Source organism: Blastococcus sp. CT_GayMR19 (assembly GCF_004570385.1).
Classification (GTDB): domain Bacteria; phylum Actinomycetota; class Actinomycetes; order Mycobacteriales; family Geodermatophilaceae; genus Blastococcus_B.
In genome coordinates this window covers 1-18,548 of the sequence record NZ_SPQL01000011.1, presented here as the reverse complement: position 1 = coordinate 18,548, position 18,548 = coordinate 1, and the positions used below count along the sequence as shown (strand labels likewise).

Genomic DNA, 18,548 nt, shown 5'->3' with positions numbered 1-18,548 from the left:
GGTCGGGTGATCGGAAGGCGAGGTCACGGGCGGCACAACGAGGATCGTAAGGGTCCCATTCCCCGTCGGCTCTCCGCCACCGGCGGCGTCAGCCGGCCGTCTGGACCTCGATCTCGGCGATGTCCGCGGAGAAGCCACCCTCGCTCGGCACGAGACCGGTGATCCACACCAGCACGTAGCCCGCGGTGGCCGGCTCGTCGAAGGAGAACTCCGTCGTCCCCTCCACGGTTCCATCGGCGGCCGGCGTGAAGCTGTCCAGGTCCGAGCCGGCCTCCTCGCCCACCCGGATCTCCACGGAGGCGCCGGGCCGGGTGCTGGTCACCGAGACGCCCGAGACCGACTGCGAGCCGCCCAGGTCGAGCAGGAGGCCGAGGCCGTCCTTGAGGTTGCCGAAGGCCGGCGAGCCCCGGTACTCGTACGTCGACCAGGCGGTCGCCGGGTCTCCGTCGAAGGCGAGGGGCACGTCCTCGGGATGGTCCGGGTCGCCGTCGCCCTGCGGGTCGAACACCTCGGCACTCGCGATCGTGGCCGGGGTCCCGGCGGGAACCGCCCCGGTCGAGCCGTCCGCGGGCGCGCTGGCCGACGGCGTGGAGCCCTGCACGTCGTCGTCGACGGACCCCGACACCGAGAGCAGGGCGTCCCCGATCCACCAGGCCAGGGCGATGACGACGGCGAGGGCGAGCAGCGGGAGGCCGAAGACCACGAGGCGGTGACGGCGGGCGCCGTCCTCCTCGTCCTCGGGGGGCAGGTCGTCGTAGCCGTCGTCGTACCCCGGCAGGGGCCGGTGCTCGAGCACCCCGAACTCGTCGTCGTCGTTCCGCTCCCAGGAGTGGGTCGCGGCCGGACCGGCACCGTGCCCGGCGTAGGCGCCGCCCGAGGGCGCCACCATGCCCGCGTCGATGGTGTCGCCGCCGAGCGCGGCGGACGAGAGGGGCGCGGCACCCTGGGTGAGGGGGCGCACCGGGGGGACCGGGGGAAGCGTGTGCGGGTCGAGGAGCACCGGGTCCGCCTCGGCCGCCTGGGCGGTATCGGTGGCCTCTGCGGCCTCGCCCGCCTCGGCCGGCGCTTCCGTCCGGCGGTCGCGCAGCCGGCGCAGCCAGCCGCTGTCGCTGTCCTCCGAGCGGGACGGGGTCGCTCCGCTGGACGCGCCGGTCCGGGCGCCGGCCCCGCTGCGGGGCCGCTCGGCGAGCAGCGCCGCCATGGCGGCCACGCTGGACAGGCCCTGGCCGGGCTCGGTGGACCGGGTGCGACGGACCAGTGCCACGAGGTCGGAGGGGCCACTGAGCGGTCGCGGCTCGGCGTCGGCGGGGTCGAGGCCGGTGAGGGCCACCTCGAGCAGCGCGCCCAGAGCGGCGATGTCGCCGTCGATGGTGCCGGTCGCGGCCGGGACGGCCCGCAGACCGACGAGTCCGTTGGGGCGGAGCACGACGTTCTCGGGGGAGAGGCCTCCCACGGCCAGGCCCACGCGGTGCGCCTCGGCGACACCCTCGGCCAGCCGCCGGAGGATCACGCGGACCTCGCGTTCGGGCATGGGCCCCTCGGCGAGGCGCTCGGCCAGCGTCTGGCCGTCGATCCACTCGTTGACGACGTAGGCGGCGCCGCCGGGCGTCTCGGGGTCGCCGGTTCCCTCGGAGGCGTCGTAGACCATCGCCAGCGCAGGGGTCGCCAGGCCGCCGGCGGTGAGCGCGCGGCTGATCCAGGCGTGCGCCGCCGGTCCGGCCGGGGTGTGCACCCGGACGGCGACGTCGCGGTTGAGCACCCGGTCCTTGGCGCGCCAGCTCCGGATGACGCCGGTGGCCGTGGGCTCGTCGGGGCCGACCTGGTCCAGTGGGCGGTAGCGGTCGGGGAGGCCGGTGGTCGTAGATGTCATCGACACTGTCGACCCCCGCTCCTTCTCCGGTCGCCGGGGCGGCTGCTCCGGCGGCGGCGTGTCGTCCCGCGAAGGACCGGTCATCCGTGTTCCCTCCGGGCCCTGATCGCTGCCAGTGGTTCCCGGATCTCCGGAACGCGGGCGACCACGAGACCTGCGAGAGCCGCGCCGCCGATGACCACGGTACCGATCAGCACGCGCGCGAGCGAGCCTGCCGCCCCGGCGCCGAGCAGGTCATCGGTCACGTTCAGGACAAGCCAGCCGATTCCGCCCGCCACGGCCGACACCGCGGCCATCCGCGCGACCGGTCCGAACGTCTCCCGCGTGCGCAGGGAACCCAGCCGCCGGCGCAGGGCCAGGTCGCCCAGCACCCAGCCGACGAGGTAGGTCACGCTGGTGACGAGCATCAGGCCGGCGACCACGTGCTCGGGTCCCACCACAGCGGGGACCAGCAGCAACAGCGGCACACGGACGACGATCATCGCGATCTGCAGCAGCGTCGGCGTCCGGGCGTCCTTCATCGCGTAGAAGACCCGCAGCTGCAGCAGCGTCGCCGCCATCGGCAGCAGGCCGAAGGCCCCCACCGCGAGGGCCGTCCCGATCCCCTCGGCCTCGGCGGCGCTGGTGTTCCCCCGCGCGAACGCCAGCATCCCCAGCGGGGGCCCGAGCACCACGAGCAGCGCCGTGACGGGGAGCAGGCCGAGCGCCGACAGCCGGGTGCCCAGCGAGAGGTCCTGGGTCACGCCGGGGACGTCGTGCCGCGCGGCGGCCCGGCTCATCCGCGGCAGCAGGGCGGTCAGCAGGGCCACGCCGATGATCCCGTAGGGCATCTGGAACAGCAGGCTCGCGTAGGAGAACGCGCTGGAACCCAGCCCGCCGTCCCGCCCGGCTTCGTTGGCGATGCGCATCGCCACGATGACGCCGACCGCGCTGACCGCCGAGTAGGCGAGAACCCACAGCCCGAGTGTGCCCGCCTCCCGCAGACCGGTGGCGTGCCGCCCCCAACGCGGCCGCACGGGAACGCCGGCGCCCTTCAGCAGGGGCAGCAGCACCAGCGCCTGCAGGGCGATGCCCAGGGTGGTGCCGACGCCGAGCAGCCACACCTGGCCGGGGGTGATGGTCGCCGGCGTCAGCTCGCCGACGCCGCTGGCGGCCATGAACAGCCCGCCGGTGACGATGACCACCACGTTGTTGAGCACCGGCGCCCAGGCGGGCGGCCCGAAGATCCCGCGCGAGTTCAGGATCGCCTGGGCCAGGGCTCCGAGGCCGTAGAAGACGATCTCGATCAGCAGGATCCGGGCCAGCCACGTGCCCAGCCGGACCTGGTCGGCGTCCCCGGTGATGCCGGACAGGGACGTGAGCAGCGGCGCCGCGAGGACGGCCAGGCCGGTGGCCACGGTCAGTCCCGCGATCCCGATCGTGGCCAGCCGCTGCGCGTAGGCGGTGCCCCCGTCGCGGTCCCGCTCCTGGGCATGCACGAGCAGCGGGACGACGACCGACGTCAGTACGCCGCCCAGGAGGAGCTCGTAGACGATGTTGGGCAGGGTGTTGACGGTGTTGTACGCGTCGTTGACCAGGCCCACGCCGAGGGCGGCCGCGAGGACCATCGTGCGGACCAGCCCGGTGATCCGGGAGACCAGCGTGGCGATCGCCATGGTCCCGGCCGCCCGCAGGATGCCGCGGCTCGCGCCCGGCGCACCCTCCCGCTCCGATGCCTCCTCGTCGGTCTCGCCGTGCGTCGGCGGTACCGGCGGCAGCGACGTCATCACCTGCGTGTCGTCGGCAGCCGGCACCCAGCGTCCGCGCGGCGGTGGCGCCGCCACGTGGGGCGGTGGCGCCGCCACGTGCGGCGGGGGCACCAGCGGTGCCTCGGCGACGGAGGGTTCCACCGCGGGCGCGAACGGCGTCGACCGCGGCGGGGCGGTCCGGTAGGGCGGGGGCGGGAGCGGCTGGCCGCTGGTCCGGGGCGGCCGCTGGCCGGCGCCGTCCCGGTCGGGGGTGAGCGGTCGCTGGTCGTCCGGGGCGGTCACACCGGGCTCCGGGTCGGCGGACTGGACAGGGGGACGCCCTGCGGCACCGTCTCGGGGAGATCGGGGGCCGCGGCGGCCCGGCGGCGGCGCAGCAGGAAGAGGACCAGGCGGCGCAGGAAGAGCAAGCCGAGGAGGGCCGCGGCGCCGAAGGTGATGATCAGCGAGATCGAGCCGTACGCCGTGCTCTTGACCTGCATCTGGATGCGCTCGCCGAGGAGAGCCCCGCCCGGCGTGGTCAGCTCGGCGGTCACCGCGAACCCGCCGGACTGCCGCACCTCGGTGTCCACCTGGAGCGTCGTCCGCTCGCCGGGCTCCAGCGACTGCGCGCCGATGTCGGCCACGAAGAGCCCGCGGCCGCCGCGCGTCTGGATGCGGAGCAGGACCTCCACGGCGAAGGGGAGGTCGTTCTGGACGGTCAGGACCAGCGGCGCGTCGCTCGAGGCGAGGCTGTAGGTCCCGTCCGCCGGCGCGAGGAGGGTCACCCGGCCGCGCAGGCGGTCCATCGCCTCGCGGAGGCCGATCGAGGCCTTCCGGAAGTTCTCCGGGTCGGCCCGCCAGGCCACCGACGTCGTCCGGGAGACCGCGGCGTCGAAGGTCGCGAGCGCGGCGTCCGCATCGCCGATGACGGCGCCGGCCAGGTCATGGCGAGCGGCGACGGCGGTGACCACATCGGCGAGACCGGCCTCGTCGAGCCGCACCGCATCGACCGCGTCCACCGCCTCGCCGGCCGGCGCGGACGGACTCGAGCCCAGCTCCGCCACCGACCCCGGACGCAGCCACGGCAGCTCCGCGGTGCCGGCCATCATCGCGCCGGCCCCGTCGGGACCCGCCTCGACGTCGCGGGGCGGGGCGATCAGCAGGGTCTGCTCGGTACCGGCCGGGGCCTGCATCGTGAGGACGGCGAGCTCGGCGAGGTAGCGCTGCTCGGCCAGGCGGGCCCCACCGGCGGTCTGCTCGGCGTTCCCGACCACGCGGCTCAGCGCGGCGTCGGCCACCAGGGCGTCGACCGGGCCGGACGCCGTGGCCACCGACGTGTGGGCGGCCGCGGTGACCCCCGCCAGGCCGACCGCAGACCGGCCCTCGCTCAGGCCGTCCGAGCCGAGCACCACCTGCTCGACCCCGCGGGACCGCAGCACGTCCAGCGTGTCGGAGCGGTGCGAGCCGCCCGCCGCCCAGGCGACGTCCGTGCGCGGCTCCACCTCGAGCGCCTCCGCGACGAGCCGCCCGCCCGGGCCGTTGCCCTCCGCACCGGCGTCCGGCCCGGCCTCCGGCGGAGCCGCGCCGTCCGGTGCGCCCTCGCCGTTCCCGGGCAGGCTCCGGACCAGGACGTCGGTCAGCCCCGCGGCGACGAGGGCGTCGGCGTCCACGTCCGCGTAGCTGAGCGCCACCACGTCGTGCACGTCCGCCAGCGCGCGCAGCCGCTCCAGGAAGAGGGACGCCGTCTCGGTCCCCTGGCCCGCGCCGTCCACGCCGTCGACCGCATAGGGCCCGGCGGCCATGATCGTGAGCTCCTCGACCAGCGCGGGGTCGACCGCGAGCGTGACCGGCAGCGCGGGCACTGGCTGGCCCCCGCCCGGAGGCACGGCTCCGGGCAGCCGCTCGAGCACCGCCACGACCCGGTCGAGCCGGCCCCCGGAGTCGATCGACGCGGCGAGGTCGTCGTCCCGGAAGCCGCCGGAGGCGGAGCGGTGCGGGCGCTCGACCACCGGCCAGAGCCAGGCGACGGCGGTCCGCGCGGTCGGGACCACCGGCTGCTGCACCACGTAGGTGGACAGCTCCCCGACGCGGCGCTGCTCGTCGTCGCCGACGACCCCGTTGACGTTGACCAGCACCGGGTAGACGCCGTCCTCCGCGATGCGCAGGTCGGCAGCGGGAACGGCGTAGCTGAACTCGACCTCGGCGCCGGGGGCCAGGCTGCCGGGGACGTCCTGGAAGGGGGCCAGGACGGTGGTCGCCGGGTCGGCATCGAGCTCTTCGGCGGCCAGCTCGGCGCGGCTCGTGCGGACGTCGCCCCGCTGCAGCCGGACGGCGAGGTCCGTGATCGTCGAGTTCCCGGCGTTGGTGAGCGTGCCCGCGACCGTGACGACGGCACCCGGCGTGACCGTCCGCGGTTCGAGGCGGCCGACGTCGATCCGGACCGGCCGGTCCTCGTCCGTGGCGTCCTCGGTGCCGGGGGGCGCCGGCAGCGCCGGTGCGGCGGCCGGGACCGGCGGGGCGGCACGCGCGGCCGGGGGGGTGCCGGTGGGCCCGCCCACCAGCGGGGCGACCAGCAGGGGGATCACGACGGCGGCGCGCAGCAGGGCCCTCGGCCGGGTGCGGTCGGCGCCTTCGGCAGCCGGTCGACCGGCTGCCGACCACCTCACGCTGGACCTCCTCGCCGGCGCTCGTCGGCCGCGTGAGGCGGGCCTGCTCTGCTTATGTCGACCTCGCAAGCTCGGTCAAGCGCTGTCGGCCAGCAGCGCGGGCGCGCGCTCGACCAGCGCCCGCTCGTCGGCGTAGGCCAGACGGGAGCTCAGCTCCTCCAGGGGCACCCAGGCGACCTCGGTCACCTCGATGTCGGCGTCGGAGAGGGCGCCGCCGATCGCACGGAGCAGGAAGTGGTGCACGGTCTTGTGCACGCGCCGCCCGTCGGCGACGAACCAGAAGTCGATGATCCCGAGCGGCGCGACCACCTCGCCGATGATGCCGGTCTCCTCCGCGACCTCGCGGACGGCGGTGTCCGCGGGCGTCTCGCCCTCCTCGATGTGGCCCTTCGGGAGGGACCAGAGGAGCCGGCCGCGACGGTCGGTGCGGCCGATCAGCGCGGCACGGGGTCCCGTTACGGCGTCCTCGGCCACCACCAGGCCCCCGGCGGAGGTCTCGTCGACCCGGCGCAACCGGCGGCCGGGGCGTCCACGCCCGCCCGTCCCAGCCATGTGAGCAGGGTAGCGCGCGTTCGGCGGCAGCTCCGGGAGCATCGCAGCGCGGTCGGAGCGGACAGGGAGTGAGCATCGCAGCGAGCGCCGGCGAGCGAGGAGCGGATCGACCGCGGAGGCGACGGTGACGAGGAGCGAGGAGCGGATAGGCCGCGGAGGCGACGGTGACGCCGAGCGAGGAGCGGATCGGAGCGCGGAGCCGGGCCAGGGGGGCTCAGCCGTCCCACTACTCTGGCTTGTAGTGTCCGCCACCCCTCCGAGTCGTCCCACGACAGCCGCGGGAACATCGCAGCGAGGAACGGAGCCGACAGGGAGTGAGCATCGCAGCGAGCGCCGGCGAGCGAGGAGCGGAGCGACCGCGGAGGCGACGGTGACGCCGAGCGAGGAGCGGACCGTGGCGCGCAGTGGGACCGGTGATGACCGCCCTTCCGGGGAGCCGGTCCCCCCGGCCGTGCAGGCGACCGTCCGCGAGCTGGTGGACCTCTCCCCCGTCCTGACCCGGCTGGGCGCCCGCTTCACCGCGGCCGGCTTCGAGGCCCATCTGGTCGGTGGCTCGGTGCGCGATGCGCTGCTCTCGGCGGCGGCGGCGGACGGCGGGCGGGCGGGGACGAGCACGAAGCCCGGGGACCTCGACATCACCACCGACGCGCGGCCGGAGCAGATCCTCGACCTGCTCCGCGGATGGGCTGGTTCCACGTGGAACACCGGCATCGCCTTCGGCACGGTGGGCGCCGAGGTGTCCGGCGTCCGCGTGGAGATCACGACGTTCCGGGCGGACCGGTACGACCGGGAGTCGCGCAACCCGGAGGTCGCCTGGGGCGACTCCCTCGTCGACGACCTGGTGCGCCGCGACTTCACGGTCAACGCGATGGCGGTGTCGCTCGGCCCCGACCGCACCGTCACCGACCCCTTCGGCGGGCTCGGCGACCTGCTGGCCAAGCGGCTGCGGACGCCCGGCGCCGCCGTCGACTCCTTCGCCGACGACCCGCTGCGGATGCTGCGCGCCGTCCGGTTCGTCGCCCAGCTCGGCCTGACGCCGGACGGCGAGGTCGTGGCGGCGATGACGTCGCTGTCCGGCGAGCTGGCGCGGATCACGCCCGAGCGGGTGCAGGTCGAGTTGTCGAAGACGCTGCTCCAGGACTCCCCCCGGGCCGCGCTCGAGCTGTTCGTGGACACCGGCCTGGCCGACGTCGTCCTGCCCGAGCTGCCGGCGCTGCGGATGGAGATCGACGAGCACCACCAGCACAAGGACGTCTACACGCACTCCCTGACCGTGCTGGACCAGGCGATCGAGCTGGAGAAGGCCGATGCGGAGGCCGAGTCGCCCGACCTGGTGCTGCGGCTGGCCGCCCTGCTGCACGACATCGGCAAGCCGGCCACGCGGCGGCACGAGGCGCGCGGCCGGGTGTCCTTCCACCACCACGAGGTGGTCGGCGCCAAGCTCGTCCGGAAGCGGCTCACCGCGTTGCGGTACTCCAAGGAGATCGTGGAGGCGGTCTCCAGGCTGACCTTCCTGCACCTGCGCTTCCACGGGTACGGGCGGGGCGAGTGGACGGACTCGGCGGTGCGTCGCTACGTGACCGATGCCGGCGACCTGCTCCCCCGGCTGCACAAGCTGGTGCGCTCCGACTCGACCACGCGCAACAAGCGCCGGGCGGCGGCGCTGTCGGAGACCTACGACTCCCTCGAGCAGCGGATCACGGAGATCTCGGAGCTGGAGGACCTCGCGCGCGTCCGGCCCGATCTCGACGGCAACGCGATCATGGAGCTGCTCGGGATCGGGCCGGGGCGCGAGGTCGGCGAGGCCTGGAAGATGCTCAAGGATCTCCGGCTGGAGCGCGGGCCGCTCTCCCGCGAGGACGCCGAGGCGGAGCTGCTCGCCTGGTGGGCCGCGCGGAGCTGACCCGCCGCTCCGACCCGTTCCGTTCCCGAGCAGCATGGCGACATGAGCGACGACATCTGGCCCGTGGTCCATGCCGAGCGCCGCGCGCTGGCCGAGGACCTCTCCGGGCTGACGCCGGAGCAGTGGCGGACGCCCTCGCTCTGCCCGGGCTGGACCGTGCACGACGTCCTCGCGCACATGGTCGCGACCGCGAAGGAGACCCCGCCCGCGTTCTTCGCCGGCATGGTCACGTCCGGCTTCCGCATGTCCCGGTTCACCGAGAAGCGCATCGCCACGGAGCGGGCGGGCGGGCCGGCCGCGACCCTCGCCGCTTTCCGGGCCGTCGAGACCGCCACGTCCGCGCCGCCCGGACCGAAGCTGAGCTGGCTGGGCGAGGCGATGGTCCACGCCGAGGACATCCGCCGTCCGCTGGGCATCCGGCACGACTACCCGCTCGCGGCGGTCACCGCAGTGACCGAGTTCTATGCCGGCTCCAACGTCCTGATCGGCGGGAAGCGCAGGGTGGCCGGGTTGACGCTGAAGGCCACCGACACCGACTGGGCGCACGGCAGTGGACCAGTGGTGGAGGGCCCGGTCGCGTCCCTCATGCTGGCCACGACGGGACGCCGGGCCGCCCTCGAGGACCTGAGCGGTCCGGGTCTGGAGACGCTCCGCTCGCGCTGACCCGCCCGTCGCGCTGCAGATCGCCCACGTCTCTGCCGAGATAGGAATCGTGCACGACGACGACGGCGACGCCACCTGGGGCCCGCCCACGTCCCCGACCGGCCGCGTGCCCCAGTGGGTTCTCGACGAGGTGGCCCGCCAGGCGTCGCCGCCCGTCCCGCCGCCGCCGCGCCGGCTGATCCGCCGGACGGCACGGCGGGCGCTCATGGTCCTCGTCCTGGTCTTCGCCCTGGGGATCGGCACGGCGGTGTTCACCGGTCCGGGTTCCTGGCCGGGGGCGCCGGTCCTCGGGGAGGCCGGGGGATCCGACCCCGGCCCGCTCGACGCCGGGGGCGGGGAGCCCCCGACGGCGCCGCCGTCGTCGGCCGCCCGGTTGCCGGACCGTCCGGAGCCCGGGATCGAGGCCGCCCGGAAGCCGAGAGGGGTACCGCCCCCGCCGCCCCCCGAGGGCGGTGCGCACGGGTTCGTCAATTTCCAGACCGACGGAGTCACCCCCGTCGCGTACGACCCGTGCCGCCTCGTGCACTACACGATCCGCCCGCACGGCGGACCGCCGGAGGGCGAGGAACTGGTGGTCGAGGCGGTGGCGCGGATCAGCGAGGTGACCGGGCTCCAGTTCGTCTACGACGGGTTCACCGACGAGGTCCCCGAGGCCGAGCGCGAGCTCTACCAGCCGGACCGGTACGGGCCTCGCTGGGCACCGGTCCTGATCGCCTGGGAGACCGAGGAGGAGAACCCCGCGCTCGCCGGGGACGTCGTCGGCGAGGCGGGCAGCGTCCCGGCGTCCCTGGGGGACGGGCCGCGGGTCTACCTCAGCGGCGCCGTGTCGCTGGACGCCCCGCGCCTCGGGGAACTCCTGCGCGGGCGGGACGGCCGCAGCGTGGTGCGGTCGATCATCCTGCACGAGCTGGGCCACCTCATCGGCCTGGCGCACGTGGACGACGACCAGCAGCTCATGTTCCCCGAGGCCCGCCGGGAGGTGCCGGACTTCGCCGCGGGGGACCTCACCGGGCTCGCCGCCCTCGGCACCGGGGCGTGCGTCCCCGAGCTCTGACCCGGCCGGCCCCGGTCAGTGCCGGCGGGTGATGTGCGCGTAGGCGGCTGCGCCGGCCAGGTAGCCGGCCCCCACGGCGACGAGCAGCGGGTAGGAGATGCCCGACGGCGGCAGCAGGAGGGCCGCTCCGACCAGCGCGGCCACGAAGGCGACGTTGACCAGGGTGTCGTAGACGGAGAACACACGGCCCCGGTAGTCGTCGGCCACCGACTCCTGGAGCGTGCTGTCGACGCAGATCTTCACCGCCTGGCCCACGAAGCCGATCAGCAGGCCGGCCAGGACCGTGGTCGGTGGGAGGGGCAGCACGAGGGCGACCTGCGCGAGCCCGCCGCCGGTCAGCAGAACCGTGATCCACCGCTGCTTGCCGATGTGCCGGACCACCCAGGGCGTGACGCCGGCCGCGACCAGGGTGCCGACCGCCCCGGCGGCGAGCACCTCCCCCAGTCCGACCAGGCCGGCGGGGAACAGCGGGCCCCACGACGTGAACGTGTTCCGGTAGAGCAGCAGGGTCATCAGCGTGAGGAAGCCGTAGCCCAGCCGGTGCACGCCGATCGCCAGCAGCGCGGCCGCCGCCGGGGGACGCTCCAGCACGTGCCGGGTCCCGGCGACCATCCCGGCGGCGACATCCCGGGCGGACAGCCGGGCGGCGAGCGTCGCGGAGTCCGGGCCAAGATGCGCCCGGTCCAGCCCCGCGACGACGGCGGCGGCCCCGAGGTAGGGCACCACGGCGCACAGCGCCAGGACGGCGTAGCCGGGATCGGTCGCCCCGGTCAGCTGGAGCAGTGCCAGCGCGACGCCGCCGCCCACCACGGTGGCCACCGAACCCGCCGTCGTCGACAGGGCGTTGGCGGAGACGAGGGACGGCTCGTCGGTGGTGTGCGGCAGACCGGCCGAGAGGGCGGCGAGCACGAAGCGGTTGACCGAGAAGACCGCCAGCCCGGCGACGTAGAAGCCGGTGCCCTGGACCGAGGCCAGCACGAGTGCGGCCACGACGGCCACCAGCCCGGCACGGACGACGTTGGCGTGCAGGAGCACCTGACGGCGGCTCCAGCGGTCGAGCCAGACGCCGGCGAAGGGCCCGACCAGCGAGTACGGCAGGAGAAGGACGGCGAAACCGGCGGCGACGTCGAGCGGGTCGGCAGCGCGCTGGGGATTGAACAGCACGGTCCCGGCCAGAGCGGCCTGGAAGACGCCGTCCCCGAACTGGCTGAGCAGCCGCGTGACCAGCAGCCGCCGGAAGTCCCGCCGGTGCAGGACGTGGCGGATGGTCGTCCGCGCCTCGGCCACGCGGTCACCCTAGGGGGCGGCACACGTCCGCACGGTCACGGCCGAGCGGCGATCCCGAGCTCCGCCGACGCCGACCTGGCCTCTTCCACGAGTGGGGCGGCGATCCGGTACGGGCCGGCCCGAGGTGGGGCACACTTGTTGCCGATGTCCCCGCCCCCCGTGTCCCCCGATCCCGAGTCCAGGCCGCCCGCGCGGCCCGTGACCGGTCGGCGGCGCACTCCGGCGGTCCCCGCCCTCTCGACCGGCAGCCTGGCCGACGTCCGTCCGGGCTCGCTGCTGGTCGCTCTCCCGACGCTGAGCGATCCGACGTTCGCCGGGACGGTCGTCTACGTCCTCGACCACTCCGACACCGGCACCCTGGGCGTCGTCCTCGGCCGCCCCAGCCAGGTGGAGATCCGCGACGTCCTGCCCGGCTGGTGCGACCTCGCCGTCGAGCCCGGCGTCTTCCACGTCGGCGGGCCCTGCGAGACCGACACGGCGCTCTGCCTGGCCGCTGCCTCCACCGCGGAACCCGGTGACACCGGGCTGCGCCGCGTGGCCGGTTCGGTGTACCTCGTCGACCTCGACGGTGACCCCGCCGATCTCGTGGGCCGGCTCGACGGGCTGCGGGTCTTCGCCGGCTACGCGGGCTGGTCCGCGGGCCAGCTCGCCGGGGAGATCGCCGAGGGCGCATGGGCCTGCGTCCCCGGCCGGGCGGAGGACCTGCTCACCCCGGCCGCGGGACCCGAGCTGTGGCGTGCGGTGATGGGCCGCCAGACGGGCCGGCTGGCCGTCCTGTCCACGGCTCCGGCGGACCCGTCCGCGAACTGAGGGTGCCGGGACCGGGCTCCATCTGGTAGGAAGAACCCCGGGAAGGGGCGGTCTGGGGAAGAGGCCGCCCCTTCCTGCTGTCTTCGTGCAGGCTCCCGGGACGACCCGGTCGCAGCCCCGGAGCTGGCGGATGGGGCTCAGACCCCGAACGCGGCCGCGAGGTCTGCGTGGTCGGCGACGTCGGCCGTCTCCTCCTCGGCCGGGACGGCGAGCCGCCGCGGGCCGTGGTCCGACAACGTCACGGTGACCTCGAAGCTGGTGCCGGGCATCGGCGTCACGAACTGGGTGAGCAGGTCGTCGGAGGCCCCGACGGCCACCGTCCGCCCGTCCTGGAGGGCGAACAGCGACGTCAGCCGGCTGTCGATGGAGCGCTGCCCCTGCCACGTGTAGCCGGTGCCCTGGAAGGCCCGCGGGTCGTCGTCCGTGCGGGCCGACAGGTTCAGCAGGATCTCCACGAGCACGTCCACGAGGAGCGGGGAGTCCTCCGCGGTCGTGACCGGCCGGCGCAGGTAGGCCGCATCCGGGACGCCCGCGCCGGCCAGGGACTCGGCCAGCCCGGGGACGTCGCCGAACCAGATCTGCTCGGCCGTGAAGAACATCGTCCGGGTGTCGTCGGGGCGCCCGTCGCTGAAGCTCGTCACCGCCTGCGCCCGGCCGATCGAGCGCCGGAAGTCGATCTCGCCGGTCAGGGTCAGCACGGCCGCGTCGCTGTAGGGCGCCGTGACCACGAGGTCGGCGCCGCCGCGCTCGAGGTTGCGGTGCAGCAGGCGGGCGAGCGTCCGGGCCTCGGCCACCGTGACCGGGTCCCCGGGGCGGCGGTCCGCCTCCTCGGCGGCCGAGCAGGCGGGCAGGAGCGCCAGCGCCAGCGCCAGGGCGAGGAGCAGCACACGTGCCCGGGACCGCATGCCGTGCAGCGTAGGCAGCGATGAGCGATCGACCCGGCAGGACGCGTCAGGGCCCGCACCCGGCTGGCGGGTGCGGGCCCTGACGGGGTGCGTACGGGACGGGCGTCAGCGTTCGATGTCGCCCCGGATGAAGGCCTCGACGGCGTCGCGGGCCTGGCTGTCGTCGTACTGCACGGGCGGGCTCTTCATGAAGTAGGACGACGCGGACAGGATGGGGCCGCCGATGCCCCGGTCGAGGGCGATCTTGGCGGCGCGGACGGCGTCGATGATGATGCCGGCCGAGTTGGGGGAGTCCCAGACCTCGAGCTTGTACTCCAGGCTCAGCGGCACGTCGCCGAACGCGCGGCCCTCGAGGCGGACGTAGGCCCACTTGCGGTCCGAGAGCCACGGCACGTGGTCCGAGGGGCCGATGTGCACGTTGCCGGCGCCCATGTCGCGGTCGACCTGGGAGGTGACGGACTGGGTCTTGGAGATCTTCTTGGACTCCAGGCGCTCGCGCTCGAGCATGTTCTTGAAGTCCATGTTGCCGCCGACGTTGAGCTGCATGGTGCGGTCGAGCTGGACGCCGCGGTCCTCGAAGAGCTTGGCGAGGACGCGGTGGGTGATGGTGGCGCCGACCTGGCTCTTGATGTCGTCGCCGACGATCGGCACGCCGGCGGCGGTGAACTTGTCGGCCCACGCCTTGGTGCCGGCGATGAAGACGGGCAGCGCGTTGACGAACGCGACCCCGGCGTCCAGAGCCGCCTGGGCGTAGAACTCCGCCGCGTCCTGCGAGCCGACGGGCAGGTAGCAGACCAGGACGTCGGCGCCGGACTCGCGCAGCGCGGCGACGACGTCCACCGGCTCCTCGTCGGACTCCGCGATGGTCTCGCGGTAGTACTTGCCGAGGCCGTCGAGGGTGTGACCGCGCTGGACGGTCACCCCGAGAGGCGGCACGTCGCAGATGGTGATGGTGTTGTTCTCGCTGACCACGATGGCTTCCGCCAGGTCGAACCCCACCTTCTTGGCGTCGACGTCGAAGGCGGCGACGAACTCGATGTCGGAGACGTGGTAGTCACCGAAGCGCACGTGCATCAGGCCCGGCACGGACGTCGTCTCGTCGGCATCCCGGTAGTAGTGCACGCCCTGCACCAGCGATGACGCGCAGTTCCCCACGCCCACGATGGCCACTCGAACCGAACCCATGGCAGTGCTCCTCGCTCCTGGTCGTTTCCTGGTTGTCCGCGCCCTGGTCCCAGAGCCCGCGTCAGTCCCCGTCGTTGTCGTGGTCGATGCTCGTGACCCGGCCGGTGACCGTGTCCACCTCGACATCGGTGGTCGAGCCGTCGTCGTGCAGCAGCGTCACGTCGTACCGGAGGCCGGTCGGCTCGTGGTCCTCGTCCCACTGGACGACCCGACCGGGAGCGGCGGCCTCGACCGCGACCGCCGTCGCCTGGTCGAGCGTCAACGGCGTGCCCTCGGGCGCGCCGGCCGACGTCGGGGAGCCGGTGGCCGTGCCCGGCGTCGCGGAGTCGGTGGTCGTGGCCGACGCGGCGCGCGGGAAGTACACCGTGTCCGAACCGGCGGCGGAGCCGAGCGTGTACGCGCCCAGGCCGATGCCGGAGGCGACGGCGGCGGCGAGGCCGAACCCGAGAACTCGCCGGGAGGATGCTGAGGGACGGATCATGATCGTCGTCCTTTCTGGTCGGGCCTGTCGGGTCCCGGTGACCCGGCAGTGCGCCTGCCAGAAACTCTCGACGTCCGCGCGTCCCCCCAGTAGCCACCCTGGGTGGTGGACCACCGACACCTGGGCGTCGACCGTGGACACCTGCGGAAGGGGCGGGGTCAGAGATCCCGGCGGCTGACGAGGCCGAGACCGAGGACGCGCTCGACCAGCTTGACGCGCTTCTGGTTCTGCGGGAGGTCCTCGATCTGGAACTTCTGGAAGAGCAGCCGGAGGTGGGTCTTCACCGCGTCGACGCTGAGGAACAGCTCGTCGGCGATCTGCTGGTTGGAGGCCGGGGTGGCGTACGGGTCGTCGTGCTTGTACGGCCGGCACAGCGCCATGACGATCTGCCGCTGGGTCGGCGACAGCGACGCCGAGGTGACCAGCTGCTCCCCCACCGTCGTCAGCTGGGACGTGGCCCGGGTGGTGTCGCTGAAGCGGAAGGACGTCGAGCCGAGCACGAACGTGTCGCCGTCGCGCAGCCGGCGCCGGCCGTTGAGGCGGTCCCCGTTGAGGAACGTTCCGTTCCGGGACAGGCCGTCGTCGACGAGCGTCCAGTCGGAACCGACGAGGTCGAGACCGGCGTGGACCCGCGACACCCGCTCGTCCCAGGGCAGCCGGATGTCGCAGGCGGAGCTGCGCCCGATGGTCACCGAGGTCTTGGCCTGGAGGGCGAGGAACCGCTGGGCCCCGGTGTCGTCCCGGTACACCAGGAGCGGACCCTCCGTGCCCGCGCCGGTCATCGCCCACCGCGCATGGGGGTCACCGTACGACCGGCGGTGCGCTCGCGGGGCTTCCCGAGCGCTCGCTGCCACTAGGCTGACCGCCCCGGTCCGGCCCGTCGTCCCTGGCGGCGCCCCGCGCCGGGGCCGGACCACGGGACGACGCGAGGCACGCATGGCTGCGCTCATCGAGGACCACGGCATCATCGGCGATCTCCACACGGCCGCGCTCGTCTCCACCGACGGCGACATCGACTGGCTCTGCCTGCCGCGGTTCGACTCGCCCTCGGTGTTCGCCTCGATCCTCGACGACGAGCGCGGCGGCCGGTTCACCGTGCGGTGCACCGGCGCCACGCGGGTGAAGCAGATGTACCTGCCGGATTCGAACGTCCTGGTGACCCGGTTCCTGGGCGAGCAGTTCGTCGGCGAGGTCGTGGACTTCATGGTGCCGCACGAGCAGGGGTCGAGCAGGCGCGGTGCCAGCCAGCTCGTGCGGCTGGTGCGCGCCGTCCGCGGGCGGGTCGACGTCGACATCCGGTGCGCGCCGGCCTTCGACTACGCCCGGGCGCGGACCGAGGTGGAGATCGTCGAGGGGTCCGGCGCCTTCTTCTTCTCCCCGCTCGCCCAGCTCGTCCTGCGGTCCACCGTGCCGCTGACCGCCGACGCGTCGGCGGCCGTGGGGCATCCGGTGCTCGAGGAGGGCGAGAGCCTGGCGCTGGCCCTGTCCCGCTGGGGTTCGCCGCACCCGCTGGAGATGGGCGAGGTCCAGGACCTGCTCGCCGCCACGCTGCAGTACTGGCAGCGGTGGGTCCGCCAGTCCCGGTACCGCGGCCGCTACCGGGAGATGGTGGAGCGGTCCGCGCTGACGCTGAAGCTGCTCGTCTACCAGCCCACCGGGGCGCTGGTCGCGGCCCCGACCACGTCGCTGCCGGAGGCGATCGGCGGCACCCGCAACTGGGACTACCGGTTCACCTGGGTCCGCGACGCCGCGTTCACCGTGTACGCGCTGATGCGACTCGGTTTCACCGAGGAGGCCGGTGCCTTCATGGACTGGCTGGAAGCCCGGTGCATCGACGCCAGCCCGGAGAAGGGCCTGCACATCCTGTACGGCATCGACGGGGACGTCGTCGGCACCGAGTCGACGCTGGACCACCTCCGCGGGTACCGGGACTCGGGTCCGGTGCGGATCGGGAACGGCGCCGCGCACCAGCTGCAGCTCGACATCCTGGGCGAGGTCATGGACTCGCTCCACCTGTACGACAAGAACGGCCGACCGGTCTCCTACGAGCTGTGGACGGCGATGTGCCGCCAGCTCGACTGGCTCGAGAAGCACTGGGAGGAGCCCGACTGCGGGGTCTGGGAGGTCCGCGGTCCCAAGCGGCGTTTCACCTACTCGACGCTGATGACCTGGGTGGCGTTCGAGCGGGCCGGCCGGATCGCCCGCCGCCGCGGCCTCCCCGCGCCGCTGACCGCCTGGCGCCAGGCGGCCGACCGGGCCTACCTGCAGATCCAGGAGCACGACTGGAACCCGGAGATCGGCGCCTACATGCAGTACCCGCACTCCACGACGCTGGACGCCGGGGCGCTGATGATCCCGCTGGTGGGGTTCACCGGTGCGGAGGACCCCCGCTTCCTCTCGACCCTGGGCCGCATCGAGGCGGAGCTGGTGACCGACAGCCTGGTGCACCGGTATCACGCCGACGGCAGTGACGGTTTCGACGAGCCGGAGGGCACCTTCAACCTCTGCTCGTTCTGGTACGTGGAGGCGCTGACCCGGGCAGGTCGGATCGACTCGGCCAGGCACACCTTCGAGAAGATGCTGACCTACGCCAACCACCTCGGGCTGTACGCCGAGGAGATCGGCGCATCCGGTGAGGCGCTGGGCAACTTCCCGCAGGCCTTCACGCACCTCGGCCTCATCCGCGCGGCCGTCAAGCTCGACCGGGCGCTGGCGGCCTCCGGGCGTTGACCATGGCGGCCTGCCGAGGCAGGCCCGAGAGCTGGCAGGTGATCATGTCCGGGTCCCCGAAGGAAGAGTCGCTCCCCTCCGCGTGGGCGCGGGCGCGGGTGCAGGTGCTGCCGGGGGCGGGCCTGGTCGACCGGCGCGGCGACACCCTGCTCGTGGTCCCGGTGCTGTCGACGGCCCAGCACGAGCGGGTCCGCGAGCTGGTCGAGCTGTGCGCCCGCCCGGACCCGTCCGGGCATGTCCGCGTCGACGCGCTGCGGGCACTGCTGACCCTGCGTCCCTCGGGCGAGCTGCCCGGCTTCGCCCTGCTGATCCGCACCGGATCCGCGCTGCGGGCCTTCGTCCACGGCCCCGTGGGCATCCTCGTCGACGGACGCCCGCAGGAGCGACCGGGTGCGGGGGCCGGCGGGACACTCGGCGAGCACGTCCTCGAGGACGGCGCGTGGCACGAGGTGACGGTCGCGGCGGCCGGGGACCCCGCGCCGCCGGGGATCGCCGGCATCCTGCCGTTCGACCTGGAATCCGGCACGGTCCCGGGCGCCGGGGTCACCCTGCACCGCGTCGCGGCCGGGCGGGCACAGCCGCCGCTCGCCGCACAGCGGCCGGCGGCGTCACCCCCGGAGCGGGTGCCGACGTCGTCGACGGCGCTGCGGCCGGCGGTCCGGTTCCGGACGGTCCTGCTCGGGGAATGCGCCGCGCCGGCGCCGGACGGCGAGGC

The 18,548-nt window shown here is 74.3% G+C and carries 14 protein-coding genes and 1 pseudogene; 6 read left to right on the top strand and 9 right to left on the bottom strand.

What is annotated here, in order from left to right:
- Positions 1–88: 88 nt before the first annotated feature.
- The 4 genes from E4P39_RS15385 to E4P39_RS15370 all read right to left on the bottom strand — a co-directional run bounded on the left by E4P39_RS15385 (position 89) and on the right by E4P39_RS15370 (position 6,815).
- Positions 89–1,870 carry a hypothetical protein gene (locus E4P39_RS15385; protein WP_135137462.1) on the bottom strand — a complete coding sequence of 594 codons (1,782 nt, stop codon included), beginning with the start codon at positions 1,868–1,870 and terminating at the stop codon, positions 89–91.
- Between the two features lie 80 nt (positions 1,871–1,950).
- Positions 1,951–3,900, bottom strand: coding sequence for a murein biosynthesis integral membrane protein MurJ (gene murJ / locus E4P39_RS15380; protein WP_245159860.1), 1,950 nt, complete (start codon positions 3,898–3,900; stop codon positions 1,951–1,953).
- Positions 3,897–6,263, bottom strand: coding sequence for a DUF6049 family protein (locus E4P39_RS15375; protein ID WP_135137461.1), 2,367 nt, complete (start codon positions 6,261–6,263; stop codon positions 3,897–3,899). The genes murJ and E4P39_RS15375 overlap by 4 nt, the downstream gene beginning before the upstream one ends.
- A 75-nt stretch (positions 6,264–6,338) precedes the next feature.
- Positions 6,339–6,815: an NUDIX hydrolase gene (locus E4P39_RS15370; RefSeq protein WP_135137460.1), complete on the bottom strand. Its 477-nt coding sequence runs from the start codon at positions 6,813–6,815 to the stop codon at positions 6,339–6,341.
- A 394-nt stretch (positions 6,816–7,209) separates the two neighbouring features.
- On the opposite strand from E4P39_RS15370, the gene E4P39_RS15365 reads away from it, so the two are divergent.
- From E4P39_RS15365 to E4P39_RS15355, 3 genes are read left to right on the top strand one after another with little or no spacing between them, the layout of a single operon-like run.
- A complete protein-coding gene (locus E4P39_RS15365) occupies positions 7,210–8,718 on the top strand; it encodes a CCA tRNA nucleotidyltransferase (protein WP_135137459.1) in 1,509 nt (502 codons plus the stop codon).
- Between the two features lie 42 nt (positions 8,719–8,760).
- Positions 8,761–9,381, top strand: coding sequence for a maleylpyruvate isomerase family mycothiol-dependent enzyme (locus E4P39_RS15360; RefSeq protein WP_135137458.1), 621 nt, complete (start codon positions 8,761–8,763; stop codon positions 9,379–9,381).
- 49 nt (positions 9,382–9,430) lie between these two features.
- The gene (locus tag E4P39_RS15355) at positions 9,431–10,435 is read left to right on the top strand and encodes a matrixin family metalloprotease (RefSeq protein ID WP_245159859.1); all 1,005 of its coding nucleotides are present in this window, start codon (positions 9,431–9,433) and stop codon (positions 10,433–10,435) included.
- A 15-nt stretch (positions 10,436–10,450) separates the two neighbouring features.
- Here E4P39_RS15355 and E4P39_RS15350 read toward each other — a convergent pair whose 3' ends face one another.
- Positions 10,451–11,722 (bottom strand): MFS transporter, encoded by a 1,272-nt coding sequence (locus E4P39_RS15350; protein WP_135137456.1) that lies wholly within the window; start codon positions 11,720–11,722, stop codon positions 10,451–10,453.
- 144 nt (positions 11,723–11,866) lie between these two features.
- On the opposite strand from E4P39_RS15350, the gene E4P39_RS15345 reads away from it, so the two are divergent.
- Complete coding sequence (locus E4P39_RS15345) at positions 11,867–12,532, top strand: YqgE/AlgH family protein (RefSeq protein WP_135137455.1); 666 nt, start codon at positions 11,867–11,869, stop codon at positions 12,530–12,532.
- Between the two features lie 137 nt (positions 12,533–12,669).
- On the opposite strand, the gene E4P39_RS15340 is transcribed toward E4P39_RS15345, so the two are convergent.
- The 4 genes from E4P39_RS15340 to E4P39_RS15325 all read right to left on the bottom strand — a co-directional run bounded on the left by E4P39_RS15340 (position 12,670) and on the right by E4P39_RS15325 (position 15,885).
- Positions 12,670–13,437, bottom strand: coding sequence for a hypothetical protein (locus tag E4P39_RS15340; RefSeq protein WP_135137454.1), 768 nt, complete (start codon positions 13,435–13,437; stop codon positions 12,670–12,672).
- A gap of 105 nt (positions 13,438–13,542) precedes the next feature.
- Positions 13,543–14,622 carry an inositol-3-phosphate synthase gene (locus E4P39_RS15335; RefSeq protein ID WP_135137453.1) on the bottom strand — a complete coding sequence of 360 codons (1,080 nt, stop codon included), beginning with the start codon at positions 14,620–14,622 and terminating at the stop codon, positions 13,543–13,545.
- A gap of 61 nt (positions 14,623–14,683) precedes the next feature.
- Positions 14,684–15,103 (bottom strand): PepSY domain-containing protein, encoded by a 420-nt coding sequence (locus E4P39_RS15330; protein WP_135137452.1) that lies wholly within the window; start codon positions 15,101–15,103, stop codon positions 14,684–14,686.
- Between the two features lie 158 nt (positions 15,104–15,261).
- Positions 15,262–15,885 (bottom strand): FHA domain-containing protein, encoded by a 624-nt coding sequence (locus E4P39_RS15325; protein WP_135137451.1) that lies wholly within the window; start codon positions 15,883–15,885, stop codon positions 15,262–15,264.
- A 154-nt stretch (positions 15,886–16,039) separates the two neighbouring features.
- Here E4P39_RS15325 and E4P39_RS15320 point away from each other — a divergent pair, with 154 nt between their 5' ends.
- Together E4P39_RS15320 and E4P39_RS15315 are read left to right on the top strand one after the other, a co-directional pair.
- Complete coding sequence (locus E4P39_RS15320) at positions 16,040–17,833, top strand: glycoside hydrolase family 15 protein (RefSeq protein WP_135137450.1); 1,794 nt, start codon at positions 16,040–16,042, stop codon at positions 17,831–17,833.
- A 44-nt stretch (positions 17,834–17,877) separates the two neighbouring features.
- Positions 17,878–18,548 (top strand): annotated as a pseudogene (locus tag E4P39_RS15315) (hypothetical protein); the annotation flags it as partial.

What these genes read in the sequence shown, in the direction of transcription:
- E4P39_RS15335 (WP_135137453.1), bottom strand. Translation starts at nt 14,622, where the DNA reads ATGGGTTCGGTTCGAGTGGCCATCGTGGGCGTGGGGAACTGCGCGTCA.
- E4P39_RS15340 (WP_135137454.1), bottom strand. Translation starts at nt 13,437, where the DNA reads ATGCGGTCCCGGGCACGTGTGCTGCTCCTCGCCCTGGCGCTGGCGCTG.
- E4P39_RS15385 (WP_135137462.1), bottom strand. Translation starts at nt 1,870, where the DNA reads ATGACATCTACGACCACCGGCCTCCCCGACCGCTACCGCCCACTGGAC.
- E4P39_RS15360 (WP_135137458.1), top strand. Translation starts at nt 8,761, where the DNA reads ATGAGCGACGACATCTGGCCCGTGGTCCATGCCGAGCGCCGCGCGCTG.
- E4P39_RS15330 (WP_135137452.1), bottom strand. Translation starts at nt 15,103, where the DNA reads ATGATCCGTCCCTCAGCATCCTCCCGGCGAGTTCTCGGGTTCGGCCTC.
- E4P39_RS15325 (WP_135137451.1), bottom strand. Translation starts at nt 15,885, where the DNA reads ATGACCGGCGCGGGCACGGAGGGTCCGCTCCTGGTGTACCGGGACGAC.
- E4P39_RS15320 (WP_135137450.1), top strand. Translation starts at nt 16,040, where the DNA reads ATGGCTGCGCTCATCGAGGACCACGGCATCATCGGCGATCTCCACACG.
- E4P39_RS15370 (WP_135137460.1), bottom strand. Translation starts at nt 6,815, where the DNA reads ATGGCTGGGACGGGCGGGCGTGGACGCCCCGGCCGCCGGTTGCGCCGG.
- E4P39_RS15345 (WP_135137455.1), top strand. Translation starts at nt 11,867, where the DNA reads ATGTCCCCGCCCCCCGTGTCCCCCGATCCCGAGTCCAGGCCGCCCGCG.